Annotated in this window: 15 protein-coding genes; 12 read left to right on the top strand and 3 right to left on the bottom strand. The window is 49.5% G+C overall.

Translation table 11 applies throughout. The features are described 5' to 3' along the window. The first annotated feature begins 1203 nt into the window (after positions 1-1203). The 10 genes from gltB to EZV72_RS04255 all read left to right on the top strand — a co-directional run bounded on the left by gltB (position 1204) and on the right by EZV72_RS04255 (position 13499). Positions 1204-5670 (top strand): glutamate synthase large subunit, encoded by a 4467-nt coding sequence (gltB, locus tag EZV72_RS04300; RefSeq protein WP_137166075.1) that lies wholly within the window; start codon positions 1204-1206, stop codon positions 5668-5670. A gap of 12 nt (positions 5671-5682) precedes the next feature. Further along, on the top strand, positions 5683-7098 hold the full coding sequence (locus EZV72_RS04295) for an FAD-dependent oxidoreductase (RefSeq protein WP_137166074.1): 1416 nt from the start codon (positions 5683-5685) through the stop codon (positions 7096-7098). Between the two features lie 1037 nt (positions 7099-8135). Further along, positions 8136-8516, top strand: a complete 381-nt coding sequence (locus EZV72_RS04290; RefSeq protein WP_137166073.1) for a hypothetical protein — start codon at positions 8136-8138, stop codon at positions 8514-8516. 232 nt (positions 8517-8748) lie between these two features. Next, a complete protein-coding gene (locus EZV72_RS04285) occupies positions 8749-9333 on the top strand; it encodes a DUF2726 domain-containing protein (RefSeq protein WP_137166072.1) in 585 nt (194 codons plus the stop codon). A 134-nt stretch (positions 9334-9467) separates the two neighbouring features. Beyond that, entirely contained in the window at positions 9468-10172 is a 705-nt protein-coding gene (locus EZV72_RS04280) for a 5'-methylthioadenosine/adenosylhomocysteine nucleosidase (protein ID WP_137166071.1), read from the top strand. A gap of 12 nt (positions 10173-10184) precedes the next feature. After that, on the top strand, positions 10185-11141 hold the full coding sequence (locus tag EZV72_RS04275; protein WP_137166070.1) for a cobalamin biosynthesis protein: 957 nt from the start codon (positions 10185-10187) through the stop codon (positions 11139-11141). Further along, positions 11117-11956 (top strand): helical backbone metal receptor, encoded by an 840-nt coding sequence (locus tag EZV72_RS04270; RefSeq protein ID WP_232364504.1) that lies wholly within the window; start codon positions 11117-11119, stop codon positions 11954-11956. Before EZV72_RS04275 ends, EZV72_RS04270 begins: the two co-directional genes overlap by 25 nt. 82 nt (positions 11957-12038) lie before the next feature. Further along, positions 12039-12458 carry a rhodanese-like domain-containing protein gene (locus EZV72_RS04265; protein ID WP_232364503.1) on the top strand — a complete coding sequence of 140 codons (420 nt, stop codon included), beginning with the start codon at positions 12039-12041 and terminating at the stop codon, positions 12456-12458. A 91-nt stretch (positions 12459-12549) separates the two neighbouring features. Next, a complete protein-coding gene (locus EZV72_RS04260; RefSeq protein WP_137166069.1) occupies positions 12550-12933 on the top strand; it encodes a DUF2721 domain-containing protein in 384 nt (127 codons plus the stop codon). Further along, positions 12930-13499: a GNAT family N-acetyltransferase gene (locus EZV72_RS04255; RefSeq protein WP_137166068.1), complete on the top strand. Its 570-nt coding sequence runs from the start codon at positions 12930-12932 to the stop codon at positions 13497-13499. Before EZV72_RS04260 ends, EZV72_RS04255 begins: the two co-directional genes overlap by 4 nt. Positions 13500-13607: 108 nt before the next feature. Here the strand turns inward: EZV72_RS04255 and tyrS are convergent, their stop codons facing one another. Then, on the bottom strand, positions 13608-14807 hold the full coding sequence (gene tyrS / locus EZV72_RS04250) for a tyrosine--tRNA ligase (protein ID WP_137166067.1): 1200 nt from the start codon (positions 14805-14807) through the stop codon (positions 13608-13610). 193 nt (positions 14808-15000) lie between these two features. Between tyrS and EZV72_RS04245 the strand changes: the two genes are divergently transcribed. Next, a complete protein-coding gene (locus EZV72_RS04245) occupies positions 15001-16320 on the top strand; it encodes an OapA family protein (RefSeq protein ID WP_408640838.1) in 1320 nt (439 codons plus the stop codon). 2 nt (positions 16321-16322) lie between these two features. After that, a complete protein-coding gene (locus EZV72_RS04240) occupies positions 16323-17426 on the top strand; it encodes an anhydro-N-acetylmuramic acid kinase (RefSeq protein ID WP_137166065.1) in 1104 nt (367 codons plus the stop codon). Between the two features lies 1 nt (position 17427). Here the strand turns inward: EZV72_RS04240 and EZV72_RS04235 are convergent, their stop codons facing one another. Together EZV72_RS04235 and EZV72_RS04230 are read right to left on the bottom strand one after the other, a co-directional pair. Further along, positions 17428-17865, bottom strand: coding sequence for an SRPBCC family protein (locus tag EZV72_RS04235; RefSeq protein ID WP_137166064.1), 438 nt, complete (start codon positions 17863-17865; stop codon positions 17428-17430). Between the two features lie 40 nt (positions 17866-17905). After that, positions 17906-19693: a trans-sulfuration enzyme family protein gene (locus EZV72_RS04230; protein WP_137166063.1), complete on the bottom strand. Its 1788-nt coding sequence runs from the start codon at positions 19691-19693 to the stop codon at positions 17906-17908. Between the last annotated feature and the right edge of the window lie 90 nt (positions 19694-19783).

The following is a 19783-nucleotide window of genomic DNA, read 5'->3' as shown; positions in this document are numbered from 1 at the left end:
ATGCTTTTGGTCGTAGCATGGGTGTCTAGCGATTCACTAACTCACTATTTACCTATCGACATTGGATATGATGGGTGTCTTGTTATTCATCAGTTGCACTTTGTCACTGTCGAAACTGGATGCGTAGATGTCTCACTATTTACGAACGCACGATTTATCTGTGGACGTTGGATGTGATGGGTGTCTTGTTATTTGCTAGCGTCGAAAAATGGGATGGGTGTCTCATCGTTTGCTCTCACTACTCTGGCTCGCCAAAAAATTTATCTAAGCGCGGTGACAGAGGTTTGTCATGCACCAATTTAGCGACAGATTGCACTCTTTTTAACCATCAGGAGGGAGCATGATGACGTTGCAATAGGTAGTCGAAACTTAAGTAAAGCGCATTAACAAAAGAAAAGTACGGGGGAAGCGGGAGCGATGTCGGTATACAGCTGAGGATGCTGAGTAATAAAACTACCGACAATCGCTATAACAAAGTAGGTTAAAACAACTAAAAAACAATTAGTTATAGCCTGGAACAGCTACACGATCCATTTCTTCATCATCAAATACAAAAACATTATTCATCATCATCACCTGTTAACTTTTGCCATCCGAGAAAACGGTTAAGGCACTAATTCACCTTAACCCTGCGTGCCTGGCAGACATGTACAGACCAACCATTTGCACTTATCTATAAACAGAGCAAACTCTGCGCCAACATGAAAATTTTGTGAGCATTTAATGAAATTGAAAGCAAAGACAATAATCATGCACTAAGCCCCCAAAAATTAACATAAAAAATCGATATAAATAGCTTTTTATTCACTAAAGGCAAGTTATGGACAGCGCTAATCTAGGATGTTTATACTAATGGCGGTACAGTACGCCCCCTACCCCTCTCAGTTACAACGATGAACTAAACACCTACCACACTGATTTTAAATAGTTTTTATTTTTTTAATTTTTTTCTTTGAAAGCTACGCCTGTTTACCAATTGATTTTATATCCCAATGTGGGTATTTTGTACGGCCCGCTTAGCAATAATGCATAAAAATGCGGAGCAAATGGCTGGTATCCTCTAATAATAAATAACGACGAAACAGGCACAGCATGCCGGATAACCCGGCAGATAATAAGATGCCTGATATAGCTGTAGGTAGCGAACCTCTCGCTGAGCCGCAGCGCGTACCTTGCCCAGTCGAAGGTTGAAGGAGTTAAGAGATGAGTTTATACAATCCCAATGATTCCCGGGATAACTGTGGCTTCGGCCTGATAGCCCACACTCACGGGGAACCCAGTCACGAACTGGTGACAACAGCAATTCATGGTTTGGACCGGATGCAGCACCGAGGTGGTATTGCCGCGGATGGTAAAACCGGCGATGGATGTGGCCTGTTATTGCAAAAACCAGACGCTCTGTTTCAGTCCATAGCTCAGGAAAATGGTTGGAAACTGAGCAAAAAGTACGCTGTTGGGATGATTTTTTTAAGTCAGGACAACGCGCTGGCCCAGCAGGCCAGAGAAGTACTTAACGAAGAACTTGAAAAAGAAACACTGGGTGTTGTGGGCTGGCGCGAAGTGCCGGTGGACCACAGTGTATTAGGCGACCTGGCACTAACCGGTGTGCCTCAAATTGAGCAGGTTTTTGTCAACGCCCCTGCCGGCTGGCGTAAGCGGGATCTGGAACGCCGCTTATATATGGTGCGTCGCCGGGCCGAAAAGCGCCTTGAAGCTGATCCCGATTTCTATGTGGCCTGTTTATCCGGTCTGGTGACCATCTATAAAGGCCTGGTCATGCCAAAAGACCTGCCGGCCTTTTATGCCGATCTTGCTGATGAGCGCATGCAAAGCGCTATCTGTGTATTTCACCAGCGTTTTTCTACCAATACATTGCCTCGCTGGCCGTTAGCCCAGCCATTTCGCTTTTTGGCTCACAATGGTGAAATCAATACCATCAAGGGTAACCGAGACTGGTCGATGGCCCGTACCGGTAAGTTTGCAACACCATTAATTCCTGATCTCAAAGATGCTGCGCCTTATGTTAATACAGACGGTTCAGACTCGTCTTCTCTGGATAACATGCTGGAATTATTCCTGGCTGGCGGTATGGATTTGTTCCGTGCCATGCGTCTGCTGGTTCCGCCTGCCTATCAAAATAATAAAACCATGGATGACAGTCTGCGAGCATTTTACGAGTTTAACTCAATGCACATGGAACCTTGGGATGGTCCGGCCGGTATCGTATTAACAAACGGCCGTCATGTTGCCTGTAATCTGGATCGTAACGGTCTGCGTCCGGCCCGCTATGTCATTACCAAAAATGGATTTATCACGCTGGCTTCAGAGGTCGGCATCTGGGATTACAACGAACAGGATGTACTGGAAAAAGGCCGTGTTGGTCCTGGCGAAATGCTCGCAGTGGATACTTACACAGGCAAAATCTGGCGCTCTAACGAGATTGACGATGAACTGAAAGATCGTCACCCGTACCGTGAATGGCTGGATAAACATATTCGTCGGTTGACGCCGGTTGAGCAGTGTGACCACTCTCAAATCGGACAGCGCGTATTTGATGACGACATGATGGCTATCTATCATAAGATGTTTAACTACAGCTATGAGGAAATTCAGCAGGTCATCAAGGTACTGGCTAAAGATGGTCAGGAAGCAGTCGGATCTATGGGCGATGATACCCCCATGGCTGTGATGTCCGCTAAAACCCGGACTATCTATGATTATTTCCGTCAGCAGTTTGCTCAGGTCACCAACCCGCCTATCGATCCTTTACGTGAAAACCATGTGATGTCTTTGGCTACCTGTATTGGCCGCGAGCAGAACGTGTTCAGCGAAACCTCAGGCTATGCAGACCGGGTACTGTTCCAGTCGCCAATACTGATGTATACCGATTTAAAACAGCTGCGTGAGTTTAATCCTGATAACTACTATTCAGAAATGGTTGAACTGCAGTACACCCAGGAAGAAGGATTACGCAAAGCCATTGAGCGGATCTGCAACGAGGTAGAATATCTGGTCAAGCAAAAACGGGCGGCCTTTGTGGTTCTGTCTGACCGCAATATTCGCAAAAACCGCTTCCCGGTTCCTGCTGCAATGGCCGTGGGGGCAGTACAACGCCGCCTGATTGAAAAAGAGCTGCGCTGTGATGCCAATATTGTAGTAGAAACTGCCACTACACGGGATCCGCACCATTATGCGGTACTCATCGGTTTAGGTGCCACGGCGATTTACCCGTTCCTGGCTTATGAAACCATTGAGCAGCTATGTGAAAATGGTGAATTGCCAGTCAGTGTCATGGAAGCCACCCTTAATTATCGCAAAGGGATTAACAAAGGCCTGTACAAAATTATGTCTAAGATGGGCATCAGTACAGTGGCCAGCTATCGTTCGGCGAAGCTGTTCGAAGCCATTGGCATTAGCCGTGATGTTATGGATCTGTGCTTTAAAGGGGTTACCTCTCGTATCCAGGGCGCCGGCTTCCACGACTTTGAACAGGACATCATGCAGCAATCTAAGGTGGCCTGGCTTAAACGTAAGCCGCTGTCGCACGGTGGGCTGCTTAAATATGTTCATGACGGCGAGTACCATGCGTACAACCCGGGCGTAGTGAAGTCATTACAAAAAGCCGTGGTCAGCGGTGAGTATAATGATTATCAGGAATATGCCAAACAAGTTAATGAACGCGCCCCGGCGCACCTGCGCGATCTTCTTGCGCTAAGTAGCGAAACCGATGCAATTGATATCAGCGAAGTTGAAGGGGATGAAAAGCTGTTCCCACGGTTTGACACCGCTGCCATGTCAATCGGCGCACTGAGCCCTGAGGCTCACGAAGCGCTGGCAATTGCTATGAACCGTTTGGGTGGTCAGTCTAACTCGGGCGAAGGTGGTGAGCATCCGTCACGTTTTGGTACTGAGAAAAACTCAAAAATTAAGCAGGTCGCATCAGGGCGTTTTGGCGTAACACCGCACTATCTGGTGAATGCCAATGTGATTCAAATCAAAGTTGCGCAGGGCGCAAAACCTGGTGAAGGTGGGCAGTTGCCTGGTGATAAAGTGAATCGCTATATCGCCACGCTACGCTTTTCTGTGCCTGGAGTAACCCTGATTTCACCTCCACCGCATCACGATATTTACTCCATCGAGGATTTGGCGCAGCTGATTTTTGATCTCAAACAGGTCAATCCGTCAGCACTGATTTCAGTGAAGCTGGTGTCAGAACCTGGTGTGGGCACGATTGCCACCGGCGTAGCCAAAGCCTATGCCGATCTGATCACGGTTTCTGGCTATGATGGCGGTACCGGTGCCAGCCCGCTGACCTCGGTTAAATATGCCGGTAGTCCGTTTGAACTTGGTCTGGCTGAGACGCAGCAGGCACTGATCGAAAATGGATTACGTCACAAAGTGCGGGTGCAGACAGATGGTGGTCTGAAAACCGGTTTAGATGTAATAAAAGCAGCTTGTCTGGGGGCTGAGAGCTTTGGCTTTGGTACCGGACCAATGGTCGCTTTAGGCTGCAAATACCTGCGAATCTGCCATCTGAACAACTGTGCAACTGGTGTTGCAACTCAGGACGAGAAACTGCGTGATGAGCACTTCATCGGTTTACCGGAAATGGTGATGAACTACTTTAAGTTCATTGCCAGAGAAGTTCGCGAAATTATGGCCTCGCTGGGTGTGCGTAAGTTTGACGACTTAGTTGGTCGAACCGACCTGTTAAAAGTTATTGACGGCATGACTGCCCGACAGAATCGTCTGGACTTATCGCCGCTGCTGCACAAGCCAAAAGAAGGCGAGCATACCCGGTTGTTCTGTTCGCAAACCACTAACGAGCCGATGGACAAGGGTGAGCTTAATGCGCAGCTGCTGTCGGATTGCCAGCAGGCTGTCCGCTCCGCAACGGGTATCAGACTGAGCTACCCGATTCGCAATACAGATCGCTCTGTTGGCGCACTGGTATCAGGTGAAATAGCCAAACATCATGGTAACCATGACATGGAAGATAACCCGGTTGAGGTGCAATTTACCGGTACTGCCGGGCAAAGCTTCGGCGTATGGAACGCCGGAGGCCTGCACATGCGAATTGAAGGTGATGCCAACGATTATGTCGGCAAAGGCATGACTGGCGGTAAGCTGGTTATTTATCCGCCTCGCAACATCAGTTTTGATGCACCAAACAGCGCCATCATGGGAAATACCTGTTTGTATGGCGCCACCGGCGGCAAGCTGTTTGCTGCAGGCCGTGCCGGTGAACGTTTCGCCGTACGTAACTCAGGGGCTATTGCGGTAGTAGAAGGCATTGGAGATAACGGTTGCGAATACATGACCGGAGGCATTGTTGCTGTACTTGGTAAGGTTGGTGTTAACTTTGGTGCGGGTATGACAGGCGGCTTTGCATATCTTTATGATAGTGAAGATGATCTGGCAGACCGTGTTAATGAAGATCTGGTTGAGATCATGCCGGTTGAAGATAAGAATATTCTTGTTGAACACCTGCGTGGGCTGATTAATCAGCATTATGAAGAAACAGGTAGTGAGCATTCATTGAATCTGCTAACAGATTTTGCCAATACCTTGAAAAAATTCAAACTGATTAAACCCAAGACCAGTGATGTGAAAAACCTGTTGGGCCACATTAGTCGTTCCAGCGATGAACTTCGCATTCAGGCTCAGTAGGAGGTGTGATTTATGGCTAAAAATGTCTATCAATTTGTTGACGTAGAACGGATCGATCCGCCTAAAAAGCCGATTCAGGTGCGTAAGGAAGAGTTTGCTGAAATCTATCAGCCGATGACGCAATCGCAAACCGAAGGCCAGGCAGATCGTTGCCTGGACTGCGGTAATCCATATTGCGAATTCAAATGCCCGGTGCACAACTATATTCCGCAATGGCTGGATTTGGCGAATCAGGGCCGCATTATGGAAGCGGCTGAGTTATCGCATAAAACAAATAGCCTGCCGGAGGTGTGTGGCCGCGTCTGTCCTCAGGATCGGTTGTGTGAAGGCGACTGTACGCTTAATGATGATTTTGGTGCTGTGACCATTGGCAGTATTGAAAAATATATTACTGACACGGCATTTAAAATGGGCTGGCGCCCGGACATGTCAGATGTAGAGTGGACTGACAAAAAGGTAGCTATCGTGGGGGCCGGACCTGCCGGGCTGGCCTGTGCGGACGTCCTGGTCAGAAACGGCGTAAAACCGGTCGTTTACGACAAGTATGAAGAAATTGGCGGACTGCTGACCTTCGGCATCCCGTCCTTCAAGCTGGAAAAAGACGTCATTAAGCTGCGGCGCGAGATCTTTACCGAAATGGGTATAGAGTTCAGACTCAACACCGAAATCGGTAAGGATATTGATTTTGATGAGCTAATGCAGCAGTACGATTCTGTCTTCCTTGGCATGGGCACTTATAAATCCATGCAGGGTGGCTTTGAGCATGAACATGTTGAAGGCGTTCATGAAGCTCTGCCGTTTCTGATTGCGAACACAAACCGGGTGATGGGTATAGAAAAAGATCCCGCTGATTTTATCGACATGAAAGATAAAACCGTGGTGGTTTTAGGCGGTGGTGATACCACCATGGACTGTGTCCGGACATCAATTCGCCAGGGCGCCAAGCACGTGATTTGCGCTTATCGCCGTGATGAAGAAAGTATGCCTGGCTCCCGTAAAGAAGTGATTAATGCCAAAGAAGAAGGCGTTGAATTTCGCTTTAATCTGCAGCCGCTGGACATTGCGCTGACTGAAAATGGCCAGGCAGCTGGTGTTAAGCTGGTTAAAACTGAAATGGGCCAGCCCGATGTAAATGGACGACGCCGGCCGGTTGAGGTTGAAGGCTCTGAACATGTGCTGGAGGCGGATGTTGTCATTATTGCCTTTGGTTTCCAGCCTAGTCCCGCCCCCTGGTTTGCAGACTACGGTATTATTCTGGATGAAAAAGGTCGTGTACGGGCTCCATCAGCCGGAAAGTTTGCGTATCAGACTGCCAACCCCAAAATCTTTGCGGGCGGCGATATGGTTCGCGGCTCTGATCTTGTGGTTACCGCCATTGACGAAGGGCGTAAAGCTGCAGGCGGAATTCTGGACTACCTGAACGTGTAGTGACTAATACATGTATTATAAAAACGGACTTTCGGGTCCGTTTTTTTATGCCTGCCATTCTCCATTCTTCCCAGCCAGATTCATCTAGCTATTACAATGATATCAAGACACCCATGCTAATTAATCCACTCATAGCCACCTTCTCCATTAACAAGACACCCATGCCCTTAACAAGACACCCATGCTAATTAATCCACTCATGCCCTTAACAAGACACCCATGCTAATTAATCCACTCATAGCCACCTTCTCCATTAACAAGACACCCATGCTAATTGGTTGACTCATGACCACCCTCGCCCTTAACAAGTCACCTATGGTTAAGCCGGTCTGCTCTGCTACCAATGGTGGATGACACAGTATTTGGTCTGGTGGGTGTCTAAGCAAGTCGTAGCCCTTTTGTCATGTCCTATAGAAATGACATAAAGACACCCATGCTAATTGCTCAACTCATAGCCACCTTCTCCATTAACAAGACACCCATGCTAATTGGTTGACTCATGACCACCCTCGCTCTTTACAAGTCACCTATCGTTAAGCCGGTCTGCTCTGCTACCAATGGTGGATGACACATTATTTGGCTTGGTGGGTGTCTAAGCAAAGTCGCTGCCCCTTTTTTCATGTCCTATGGAGGTGCAGCACTATTCAACGCAGCGGTATAGATACCTTAACTATCACATTGTTGAAGAAGGCAAGGCTGTTGCGTTGAATGGCTTCATACCGGTGCTTCTGTCACGTGTACGTTGATTATTTTATATGGGACGCTATTCATGAATGTCTTGTTAAGGAGCTTTGTGAGCTGCAATGGTATGGGTGTCTTGTTAAGGAGCTTTGAGCTGCAATGGTATGGGTGTCTTGTTAAGGGACTTTGTGAGTTGCAATGGCATGGGTGTCTAGCTAAAAGGAGTCAATGCGCGGTGTGGGCTGATACGCTGTAATAAACAGGTATACCCTTTACATCTTTTGGAGAGTTGAGATGCTTATCTCATCTTCATATAGTAAGTGTGTACATTAAACATGCTGATAACTGGGCCCACTATGACGTTTTTAACTCGCTTAGCCTGTGCAGGAGCGCTGGCACTAAGCACAGCCGCAGTGGCAGACACGGATAAGTCTCAACCCGATCTTACACCCTGTCCTGCTGATTTTTATTCCGTTGCCATGCCTGGCGATGCCATGCAGTGTCAGAAATTTGATGACGAGATGCCGGCGTCTCTGGTATTTCATTCACCCAAAAATCAACAACAGCTGATAGCTTGGTATCAAAATGCCATGCCTGATCTGACCGTGATCAGTCAGTATAATGGTCGAACCGTACTAAGCGGTGCCAGTGACAATGTTCGCGTTGTGGTATCACCCGATAACCAGGGGGCGCAGGTGGACCTACTGATAATTGACAGCCTGCTTGCTCAGCAGTAAACGCGTATGCGGGTAGCACTGTCTATCCGCTTTCTCTTTTTCATATTATTTTAACCCTCACCACTTTCACACAACGCTTCTCTGGCCTTTATTTACCCTGTCCCAAACATACTCAGTCTATGCGGCTTAACTAAGCTGGCACTGCCTTTGCTATTTCTTTACTAACACTCTGCTTTTTAGCTCAATTCGTCAGAAAACTGACGTTTTACAATAGGTCTGTTGAGGAATCATTATGGAACTGGCTATTATTCTCATGATGTTGCTGATTGTGGTTGCACTGGGCGCCATAAAACTGTCAGATGGAGGCGTGACTTTTCCGTTTAAGCGAAAAACACAGCTGTTCACCCCAGTCGAACACTCTTTTTTGAGCCTGATTGAACAATCCATGGGACGAGAGTTTCGTATTGTTTGCCGGGTACGCCTGAACGATCTTCTTCAGGTCAGAGCCAGCACCGGCAAAAAGCAAGCTTCGGCGGCGTTGTCCCGCGCCTCTTCCCGACAACTGGACTTTGTTCTGTGCGACAAACAGGATATGTCCCCTGTGCTGGCGGTGGATCTGGTACACAGTAACGGTAAAGAAGGTTATAAAACTCAGCGAGACTGGTTTGTTTCAGGGTCTTTAGATGCCGCCGGAATCCCTCATGCACGTATCAAGGTAAAATCAGGCTATACGGTGGAAGAGATTCGTGAATGTCTGGAAACCAAACTGATACCTTACCGTCGGCGTCAGCAAAAACTGGCCCAAGCACCGGCGCATAACCCACAGCCGCCTAAGCGCCCCACTCGCCCGGTACGCTCCAGTCGCGCAGCAGCCTGATCGGTTAACAGAAGAAAGCGGCCCCGGCCGATTTCTTCTGCACGCCTGTCCTGTCAGTTTCATCCATTTCGTATTACCATTAGCGGTATATGTTTAATGCGTACGCTGCTACGCCCCTTCAGTAAAAAATCACTATGTTAAAAATTGGAATTCTCGGTGCTATGGATCAGGAAGTAGCACTGCTAAAAGCATCTTTAGATAATCTGACCAGCCGCACCTGGCACCACCTGACCTTTTTTGAAGGCAGCTTGCATGGCCAGCAAATTGTGCTGGTTAAATGCGGTATTGGCAAAGTGGCTTCGGCGCTGGCCACCACGGCTTTAATTGAACTGTACGCACCGGATTATGTAGTGAATACTGGTTCGGCCGGCGGTTTTGATGCTGACCTGAATATCGGCGATGTGGTTATTGGGAGTGAAGTAAAGCACCATGATGTTGATTTGACCCACTTTGGTTATGCGCCTGGTCAGTGTGCCGGCGATATGCCCGCCGCTTATCAGGGCAATGAGGCGCTGATCAAGGCAGCCCAAACAGCCACTGAAAGTATTCAGGGTATCACCTACCGTACCGGCCTGATTTGCACCGGCGATGCGTTTATCGGTAGTGATGAAGCCGCTAATAAAATTCGGGCGACGTTTCCGGACATGAAAGCCTGTGAAATGGAAGGGGCTGCTATTGCACAAACCTGCCATATCCTGAACACGCCGTTTCTGGTAATTCGTTCATTATCCGATATCGCCGGTAAAACATCCTCGGTGTCATTTCAGGAGTACCTGGAAACCGCCGCCAAAAACTCGGCGGAACTGGTTATGGGCATGGTTGCCGAACTGGCAAAGTAATCTCCCTGTCGCATGGAAGCCTGGTATACACACACGAGTCTGCTGGCGCTGGCCAGTCTGCTGCTGGCCGCTGTGGCTGACACTCTGTGGCGATGGCCTAAGGCCTATCATCCACTGACCCTGTTTCAGCTGTTAAGTGATGGTATGGCCCGGCGGGTCTGCCCGGGAGCTGGTCATGGTAAACCACAGCATTATATTTCAGGCGCGCTGGGCGCGGTAGTTTTGCTTGTTCCTTTTGCAGGGCTCACCGCAGCGCTGCTGTATATGGCAGAATACCCCTGGTTTTTTGAATCTGTTTTGATGCTGTGTCTGCTTGATTTCGGGCACGACCGGTATCGCTATCAACAGATTATTAAGGCAACCGGTCAGCAAAAAAAGATTCTGGCCCGGGAGGCATTAAGTACACAGGTTGCCCGGCAAACCGCCTCATTATCAGATATCGGCATAGCTAAAGCCGCCATAGAGTCTTTGCTGCTTCGCTTTATGTATCTTTACTGCGGAGTGCTGGTATGGTTTGTGTTACTGGGACCGGTCGCCGCCTTATGTTACCGGCTGATTATACAAATTAACTGGCAGTGGAACCCTCGCCTGGCGGGTTACCACTGGTTTGGCCGACCGGTGGCTTTACTGGCTAACCTGTTAAAACTGGCGGGAGCACTACCCGGTATTATGTTTGTAATGATAGTGACCCACCCCATCGCGGCGTTTAGGGGAATGCTGGCCAGTCCGGCTAAAGACAGAGCATCGCTGATACTGGCCGCCTTTGGCGCTGGTCTGGGCATCCAGTTAGGCGGCCCGGCTATTTATGCCAATCAAAAAGTGCGCTACCCCAGGGTCGGGGCACAGCGCCAGGTACGCTTTTCCGATATGACCTACGCAGCCAGGGCAATTAGCCGGGCCCGTATTTTACTGGTTACTTTTCTGAGTCTTTTGTTATTACTGATATGGTCCGTCAATTTACACGCCTGACAGGCAGGGCACTCACACTGTGGTTACTGATGCTGCTTGCCAGCATGACGGGCAAGACGTGGGCCAAATCGGTCGTCACACTGGCCCCTCACCTCACCGAGTGGGTTTACAGTCTCAACGCGCAGGAAAGTCTGTTAGCGGTGAGTGCCTACAGCGACTTTCCTACTGAAGCGCAAAATCTGCCGGTGGTGGCCGACTACCATGGTGTAGATTTTAAAGCCATCATGCAGCTAAACCCGGATGTTGTGCTGGCCTGGCAGGGGGGCAACAAGCCACAGGATATCGCCCGGCTCAGGTCGCTGGGTTTTGAGGTGTTTTTATCCAGCCCCCATGAGGTCGGTGATATAGCTCGTGAGATCAATCAGCTGGGTAAACTGTTGGACCGCGAAACACTGGCGACAGCACTCACCACGACCTTTTCCCGGCAACTAAAGGCTTTGCATCACCAGTATGCCGGCCAGCCGGCTATCAGTGCATTTTATTATGTCTGGTCACAACCGCTAATGAGCATCGGCCCTGATGCCTGGGCCAGTGAGTTATTGGAACAGTGCAATGTGTACGGCATTTTTGATGATGCGCCCACGGCTTACCCGGAAGTGACTGTCCAGGAGGTATTGCGCCGGCAGCCTCAGGTACTGATTGCAGCGACTGACCGCCCGGTTGAGGCAGAGCAAACTTTTTGGCAGCCTCACCGTACTGTATTAGGAGCGCCGGTTTATAGCGTTGACCCGGATGTTTTTAGTCGCTTCACCCTTCGTCTGCCAGCTAAACTTGAGCAGCTTTGTCACCGGCTTCATGAACCCTTTGCCAGATGAATTTTTACTGGCGGGGAATATCGGCTTTAGGGCCGGTCTTGTTGAGTGAAATAACTGAAAAACAGGTGAGGAGTAAACACTCGTGCGTTATTACGTTGTCGCAGTATTACTGGCCGGCGGATTGTCTTACAGCCTGCTGGCAGACTGCGAACCACAGCTAAAGGCTGCTCCGGCGCCAACAGCGGTGTCTATTGAAACCGCCACAGCCATGCTGGAAAAAGTAAAAAATCAGGATCTGGTGTTAATCGATGTACGTTCGCCTGAAGAATATGCCGAAGGCCATATTCCCGGTGCAATCAATATGCCCCATGATCAGATTGAGCAGTACGTCAGTCAGCTAGATGATATTCGCGACAAGCCTATTCTTATTTATTGCCGCTCCGGTCGCCGGGCCAGACTGGCTCTGGAAGACTTAAAAGCCCGCTCTTTTGCTGACGTGAGCCACCTTGAAGGTGACATGATGGGCTGGAACGGCGCAGGCCTGCCTGTGGCCAGGATGTAAATCAGCCATTTCGAGGTCGCCTACTCTTCTACGTTTTTTAAGCAGCCTTTTGGTATACTAAGGTTTTAAACGCCAGTATACCAAGGGCATTATGACTATAGACATTGCAACACCCGCCATGCTGTTTCCGGCCATTTCATTGCTGCTACTGGCTTATACCAATCGGTTTTTGACGCTAGCCACCATTATCAGGAATTTTTCCAAAGAAAAGTGGGATCAGAGTACCGAAGCGCAGATCCGCAATTTGCGTCAGCGTATTTTGTTTATCAAACGCATGCAAATTGCTGGCGTGGTCAGCTTCTTTTTATGTGTGGTATCCATGCTGGCCATTTATCTGGGCTATCAGATTGTGGGTAGCTGGATTTTTGCATTAAGCCTTGTGTGTCTGTTGTACTCACTGTGGATGTCTGTGCGCGAGATTTTAATTTCAGTCGAAGCACTGGATGTTCATCTGGATGGAATTAAAACAAAATGACCAGAACATCTGTTGTGTACACCGCATTAACTCCGCAACACTTTGAGGCGGTTATTGCACTGGGAAATCAGGTTCAGGGGGAAAACTATCTGAGTCAGGATAGCCTTAGTGCAATGTATGAAAAAGGTCAGCACAATAATATTAACGCCAGTCTTGTGGCACTGATAGACGACCAGATTGCCGGCTTCAGACTGACGTATGCGCCTTCTCACTGGGACATCGACAAATGGTGTACGCCGGGGCAATGGGGAGTACCGGCAGACCAGGTCTGTTATTTTAAATGCAACACAGTGGCCCCGGACAAGCAAGGCTTGGGCATTGGCAGCACCTTACTGGCAAAATCAATCGAAGCATCAACAAAACAGGGCGCCGTGGCCGGGCTTGCTCATATCTGGCTGGCCAGCCCGGGCAACAGTGCATTTAAATATTTCAGTAAAAATGGCGGCAAATTAATTCATGTACACCCCGATAAATGGCGCGAGGCTGCCATTTACGACGGGTATGACTGTCCGGTCTGTATCGGGCTGTGCCGCTGTGAAGGTGGAGAAATGCTTCTTCGTTTTTAGCATTTGTATCTGTTGTACCAACAAAAAAGCCCGAGAAGCTGGCAACTCGGGCTTTTTTTATTTCATATCACGTCAGCATGACGGCCTCTGGTTTAAACAGTTCCCGGGTTAGGAAATAGTCACCCGGGCAAACTTACGCTTGCCTACCTGATACACCGCCTCGCCCGGCTCGCTGATGAGTAAACGGGTGTCGGTTACTTTCTCACCATCAATTTTTACCGCGCCCTGTTTTATCATGCGCATGGCATCGGAGGTCGAGCCAACCAGCTCAGCCTGCTTAAGCAGGTTACCAATGGCAATGGTGCCGTCTTCACGAGCCACTGTCACTTCAGGCATTTCATCTGGAATGGCATTTTTCTGAAAACGCTGAACAAAATCCTGATAGGCTGACTCAGCCGCTGCCTCATCGTGGAAACGGGTGATAATTTCACGGGCTAGTTCAATTTTGATATCCCGCGGGTTAGCACCGGCTTCAACACCCGCTTTCAACTCAGCCACCTCGTCCAGTGGACGGAAGCTCAATAGCTCAAAGTAACGCCACATCAGCTCATCAGACACTGACATGATCTTACCAAACATGTCATTCGGCGCTTCAGTAATACCGACATAGTTGTTCAGAGATTTTGACATCTTCTGCACACCATCAAGTCCTTCCAGCAACGGCACCATGATCGTAGTCTGAGGCTTCTGACCATTTTCCTTTTGCAGCTCGCGTCCCATCAGCAGATTAAAACGCTGATCGGTTCCGCCCAGTTCCACGTCAGCTTTCAGGGCGACTGAATCCCAACCCTGTACCAGCGGATACAAAAACTCATGAATAGCGATCGGCTGATTGGCATTATAACGCTTTTTGAAGTCGTCCCGCTCAAGCATCCGGGCAACAGTCTGGCTGGCAGCCAGCTTGATCATTCCCGCGGCGCCCAGCTTGTCCATCCACTCTGAATTAAAACGTACTTCGGTCTGTTCCGGGTCCAGAATTTTAAATACCTGTTCCTTATACGTTTTAGCGTTTTCCAATACCTCTTCACTGCTTAAAGGCTTGCGAGTAACATTTTTACCTGTAGGATCACCGATAGAACCGGTAAAATCACCGATAAGAAACACGACTTTGTGACCAAATTTCTGGAAAATACGCAGCTTGTTAATCAGCACGGTGTGGCCCAGATGTAGATCTGGTGCGGTTGGATCAAACCCCGCCTTGATGGTTAGCTGTTTGCCCGATTTGAGCTTTTCAATAAGATCGTCTTCAGGAAGTATTTCGTCTGTGCCACGTTTTATTTCAGCTAGCGCGGTTTGCCAGTCACTCATCGGTTGTTACCCACAAAAGTTGTCAATCAGATTTAAATCAGGGGCAGCATTTTACGCATGAGAGTGAACCATTAAAAGGTTTACGCATCAAAATCAGGATAAACCTGCCCTTGAAAAACCAAAGCGTTGCTTTTTTAAGCAGCTATAATGGAAAACACATGATGAAACGATTATTCTCTGGTTTGGTTGTATGGTGAGAATGAATTTGAAAAACACTCAGTTATTCGCGCGTATCCGCGAATTGCCCCGGGCCCACCGGGCCGGACTGGCTGCAGGCATTACCTTATTGTGCGGGTTAATGCTACTGCCGTCTGATCAGGTAGAAGCAAGCCGAAACAGTGAGTCTTTGATCCTCGATGCTGGGGTGCGTTATCCACTGGAGTTGTCAGTGGCCGATGCCCCGGCGATTGATTTTGGTGAAGACGAAACCACATGGACTCTACACAAAGTCGGTAACGGTGACACCCTGGCGATGATTTTCAAGCGCGCCGGTTTTTCTGCCCGTGATACTTATAATGTTACCCAGGCCGGTGAACTGGCCAAAGCGTTGGTTACTCTGGTGCCGGGGGATAAACTGTGGCTGAAAGCTGACAAACAGGGAAACTTTGCCGGGCTGAAGTACGATATATCATCCCGTGAAACGCTGTTGATTAAGCCGCAGGATGACAATGGCACCATGACTGCTGACCTTGAAACCAAGGAAGTGGAAACCCGCTATAACTTTGCTCAGGGTGAAATTAACAGCAGTTTCTGGAATGCCGGTGTCAGTGCCGGATTAACCAGTAACCAAATCATGAATCTGGCCGGTATTTTTGGCTGGGACGTGGATTTTGCGGTGGGTATCCGCAAGGGCGACAGCTTTAGTATTGTGTTTGAAGAGCATTATATTGCCGGTGAGTTTGTGGGTTATGGCGATATTGTGGCCGCGGAATTTGTGAACCGCGGCGATAAGTTTGCGGCCATCAAATACACCGACGGCAACTACTACACGCCGGAAGGTCGCAGCATGCGTAAGAGTTTTTTACGCGCGCCGATTAACTTTAAGTATGTTAGCTCAAACTTTACCAAAAAACGGTTTCATCCGGTGCAAAAACGCTGGAAATCACATAATGGTACCGATTATGTTGCCAAAGTCGGCACACCAGTGATGGCTGCCGGTGATGGTCGGGTGATCAAGTCCACTTACAATCGTTTTAATGGCAACTATGTGTTTATTCAGCACGGCGATCAATACGTGACCAAATACCTGCATTTTAAAAAGCGGGCTGTCAAAGCGGGCGAGACCGTCAAGCAGGGTCAGGTTATTGGTTACCTAGGTAGCACGGGTATGGCAACCGGCCCGCATCTGCATTATGAGTTTCTGGTTAACGGCGTGCACCGTAACCCGCGCACCGTGGAACTGCCGGAAGCCCGGCCTATTGATAAAGCCGAGCGTAACGCGTTCATGAAGCTGGCGAAAAACCGCCTGACACAGATGAAAAACAATAAACGCATTATGCTGGCGATGCAGTAGCGGTGAGCTACTACATCGGGCTGATGTCGGGCACCAGCATGGACGGTGTTGACGCTGTGCTGTGCCAGACTCAGGAAACCACCTTTACCACCCTTGATGCCATTAGCATCGATTATCCCGCCTCGCTGCTTGGCGAGCTTAACGCACTGTGTTGCACCTGTGAAAATGAGCTGAACCGCACCGGTCAGGCCGATGTACAGGTTGCCGTTGAATTTGCCCGGGCAGTGAATGCCCTGCTTGATAAAACCGGGCTGCGTGCCTGCGATATCAGCGCGATTGGCTCGCATGGTCAGACTATTCGTCACTTTCCTGATGCCGGGCCGGGCTTTACCCTGCAGATTGGCGATCCGGCCACGCTGGCCGTACTGACCGGTATTCCGGTAGTCGCTGATTTCAGAAGAAAGGACATCGCCTTAGGGGGCCAGGGCGCGCCGCTGGCGCCGGGCTTTCACCAGGCGGTATTTGCCGCCGATGAGGCACGGGCTATCGTCAACATCGGGGGCATTGCCAATATCAGTATTCTGTCATCAGCCGGTGCAACCCCGCAGGGTTATGATACTGGTCCGGGCAACACCCTGATGGACCAATGGATAGCAGCACATCTGCAGTTGCCTTTCGATACAAACGGACAGTGGGCAGCATCGGCCGGGATCAGTCAGCCTTTGCTGACCCGATTGCTTGACGATCCTTATTTCAGCCTGCCTGCGCCCAAAAGCACCGGGCGGGAATATTTTCATGCCGACTGGCTGCAACACTGTCTGACAGAGTTTGACTCCCTCTGCCCTGCTCAGGTACAGGCCACATTATGTCAGTTCACAGCAACCCACATTGCCGATGCAGTTAAAAAAGCCGAATGTGATATGCGTGAGGTCTATGTGTGTGGTGGCGGCGCGTTTAATCGTCATCTGATAAAACAGATTCAGGCACTGCTGCCGGCCTGTACAGTGGCAACAACCCAGGCGCTGGGAGTACATCCACAGCAGGTTGAGGGAGCGGCATTTGCCTGGCTGGCGCACGCTTATTTCAATAAGCAGCCTGGCAATATTCCGGCGGTCACCGGCGCAAGCCGGCCGGCGGTTTTAGGCGGGTTGTACCTGCCTGATTAACTCAGACCCGGGCAGTATCCGTGAGTAGCGCAAGGCGCCGGGTGCGTTGTTGCCAGTCGTACACCGCCTGATCATAGGCAGCGTCATCTACCAGATGGCTTTGAATGACGTGCAGCTGGCTGCCTTCGTCGGTGCGCTCAAAGCGAATATCCAGTGCAGTTTCATACTCCTGCTCTGGTTTTAGCGTGAAGATCAGTTGCTCTTCAGGAAAAATTTCTGCGAACTGGCCGGTATAGGTGGTTTGCTGTCCCTGGGCATCTTTAAATACCCACTCAAACTCCGCCCCTTTTTGCAGGCTCATGACTATCTGGTGCAGGGCCAGGTCCTGGCTGACAAACCACTGCACCAGCAGTTCAGTTTTATAAAAACACTGGTAAAGCCGTTTTACCGGCATGTGGAACTGATAATACTCTGAATACTCGTACATGGTGGTCAACATAATGGCTGCCTGTACATTCAGTGTAAACCAATTCGAGGGCTTATTCGACGTTGGCAGACAGCAAATCAGCCAGTGCCGGTACTGTCTGATAGTGCTGCCGGCTAACCTCCTGACTGATACGATCGTACAGGCTATCCACCTGCGCCGGGTCCATAAACGCTTTGCAGAAGCCGGGACTGGCAGGCTCTATAAAATGCCGCGCCGCCAGAATAAACTGGGCGATCAGTTGCTTAACGTTATCTGTGCCCATCGCAATGCGCATCGTGGTCAGCTCAATACCCGCTTTTTTCTGCTCTTCATGGCTTAGCTCGGAATGGCTGGTTAGCGCCGGACACAGCACAATGGTGTTATTCTGCCCGATACTGACCTGATGACTGAAAGCCGGCTCCAGCGCATCAAAAAAGCGTGTAAAAACAGCACGCTCCAGATTCGCGGCCGCCATGTCGATGGTAAACAAAGCGCAGGGCCAGCCATGATTATGCTGTTTTTCTTTTAATCCGGCATTGGCATGACCCGGCACGGCGTGACTGTTCACCCTGATAGCCGGATGATGGGCCAGAAACGCACTGAACACCTGGGTATTGATGACCTTGGTCATCATCCGTAACTCCAGTGTTTTCATACCGTTTAACACATCAAAAGCTTTTTCAGAGTCAAGAAAGGCCCCTTTTATGTAATACACATCCCAGAACAGGGTTTGTGACCAGTCCACTCCATCAACACTGCTGCCTTTGGGCTGAAACATCCGGTGGCCTTTTCCAATCACCACCCCGGCAGTGGTGGCCCCGCTACCGCATAAATCCTTAGTGTAGCTGTGCACCAGATAATCCGGCCGGCACGCTTCACTGGCGTGTTGTAACGGCTGATGCAGCACCGGGGTAGCCAGGGTGGAGTCCAGCATGACCAGCGCTTGCTGGCGATGGGCAAAATCGCAGATGCCCGGAACATCCAGCACGTAGCCATGCGGGTTACAGGGCGACTCTATATACACATGCATCTGCGCACCATTTTGTAGTGCTTTTGCGTGTGTCTGACGGGCATCATTCCAGCATGTTTCAAACTCTTGCCGCGTATAACCGTCAAACCACACCAGTTGAATATCAAGCCGGTTCTGCCGGGCATAGTAATCATGCAGCAACTGATACACCCCGCCGTAAACATTACGCGATACCACCAGAATATCCCCGTGAGTGAGGACATTGGCCAACAGTGCATCAATGGCTGCCATCCCGGAGTTAAAGTTCCACGCCAGGTACTCTGCCGAATAAGGGCCCGCCTCCATATCCACAATGGCGTTAGCCAGAGAAATATTGGTTGGGTTGAGTAAGCGCGAGTAAATCTGATGCGTAAACTCTTTGCCCTGAAACGCATCATCCACCCACTCGGTACAGGCGTACACATAGGTCGCGGTTCGCACAACCACCGGCGTGGCTGAAAATAAAGCCGTCACATTGTCAAACAGAGGATAGTGGTGCTGATACCCAGGAGCATTATTCAGGCTTTGCCAGGTTTTGCGAAACGGGTTTTGCAGGGTATCGAGGATTTTAGCCAGCTGAAACGACAAAAACTTTTTGGCGTTAAACCAGGCTATTTTGTCTTCTTTGTCCAGCGTTTGCAGCGTGTTATTGGTAATGTCCCATAATCGGTGTACATCACTTTGCGCATGATAAAGATGAGTGGCAGTATCAGACAGTGCCTGTCCATATTCACTGGACGGATCGATTCCAAAATGATTCAGCTGTTCGTGTACCAGCGTGTTGACATCATTCGCTTCACTGGTATTTCGGCGCGGCGAAAGGACTTTGGCATGTTCAATATTCAGGGTCATTACATCGGTCTCATCAATTAATTAACGAACAAACTGTAAACGAAAAATTAACAACCATTAAACACTTAACATAAAACCCATCACCCCACT

It is taken from the genome of Salinimonas lutimaris (assembly GCF_005222225.1).
Lineage (GTDB): Bacteria > Pseudomonadota > Gammaproteobacteria > Enterobacterales > Alteromonadaceae > Alteromonas > Alteromonas lutimaris.
The sequence above is the reverse complement of the archived record's forward strand: the minus strand, read 5'-3'. Positions and strand labels throughout refer to the sequence as shown.

Bases quoted from the DNA above. Each gene is read 5' to 3' on its own strand.
- EZV72_RS04260 (WP_137166069.1), top strand. From the start codon at position 12,550: ATGACTATAGACATTGCAACACCCGCCATGCTGTTTCCGGCCATTTCA.
- EZV72_RS04230 (WP_137166063.1), bottom strand. From the start codon at position 19,693: ATGACCCTGAATATTGAACATGCCAAAGTCCTTTCGCCGCGCCGAAAT.
- EZV72_RS04255 (WP_137166068.1), top strand. From the start codon at position 12,930: ATGACCAGAACATCTGTTGTGTACACCGCATTAACTCCGCAACACTTT.
- EZV72_RS04280 (WP_137166071.1), top strand. From the start codon at position 9,468: ATGTTAAAAATTGGAATTCTCGGTGCTATGGATCAGGAAGTAGCACTG.
- EZV72_RS04295 (WP_137166074.1), top strand. From the start codon at position 5,683: ATGGCTAAAAATGTCTATCAATTTGTTGACGTAGAACGGATCGATCCG.
- EZV72_RS04270 (WP_232364504.1), top strand. From the start codon at position 11,117: ATGGTCCGTCAATTTACACGCCTGACAGGCAGGGCACTCACACTGTGG.
- tyrS (WP_137166067.1), bottom strand. From the start codon at position 14,807: ATGAGTGACTGGCAAACCGCGCTAGCTGAAATAAAACGTGGCACAGAC.
- EZV72_RS04275 (WP_137166070.1), top strand. From the start codon at position 10,185: ATGGAAGCCTGGTATACACACACGAGTCTGCTGGCGCTGGCCAGTCTG.
- EZV72_RS04235 (WP_137166064.1), bottom strand. From the start codon at position 17,865: ATGTTGACCACCATGTACGAGTATTCAGAGTATTATCAGTTCCACATG.
- EZV72_RS04290 (WP_137166073.1), top strand. From the start codon at position 8,136: ATGACGTTTTTAACTCGCTTAGCCTGTGCAGGAGCGCTGGCACTAAGC.
- EZV72_RS04285 (WP_137166072.1), top strand. From the start codon at position 8,749: ATGGAACTGGCTATTATTCTCATGATGTTGCTGATTGTGGTTGCACTG.
- gltB (WP_137166075.1), top strand. From the start codon at position 1,204: ATGAGTTTATACAATCCCAATGATTCCCGGGATAACTGTGGCTTCGGC.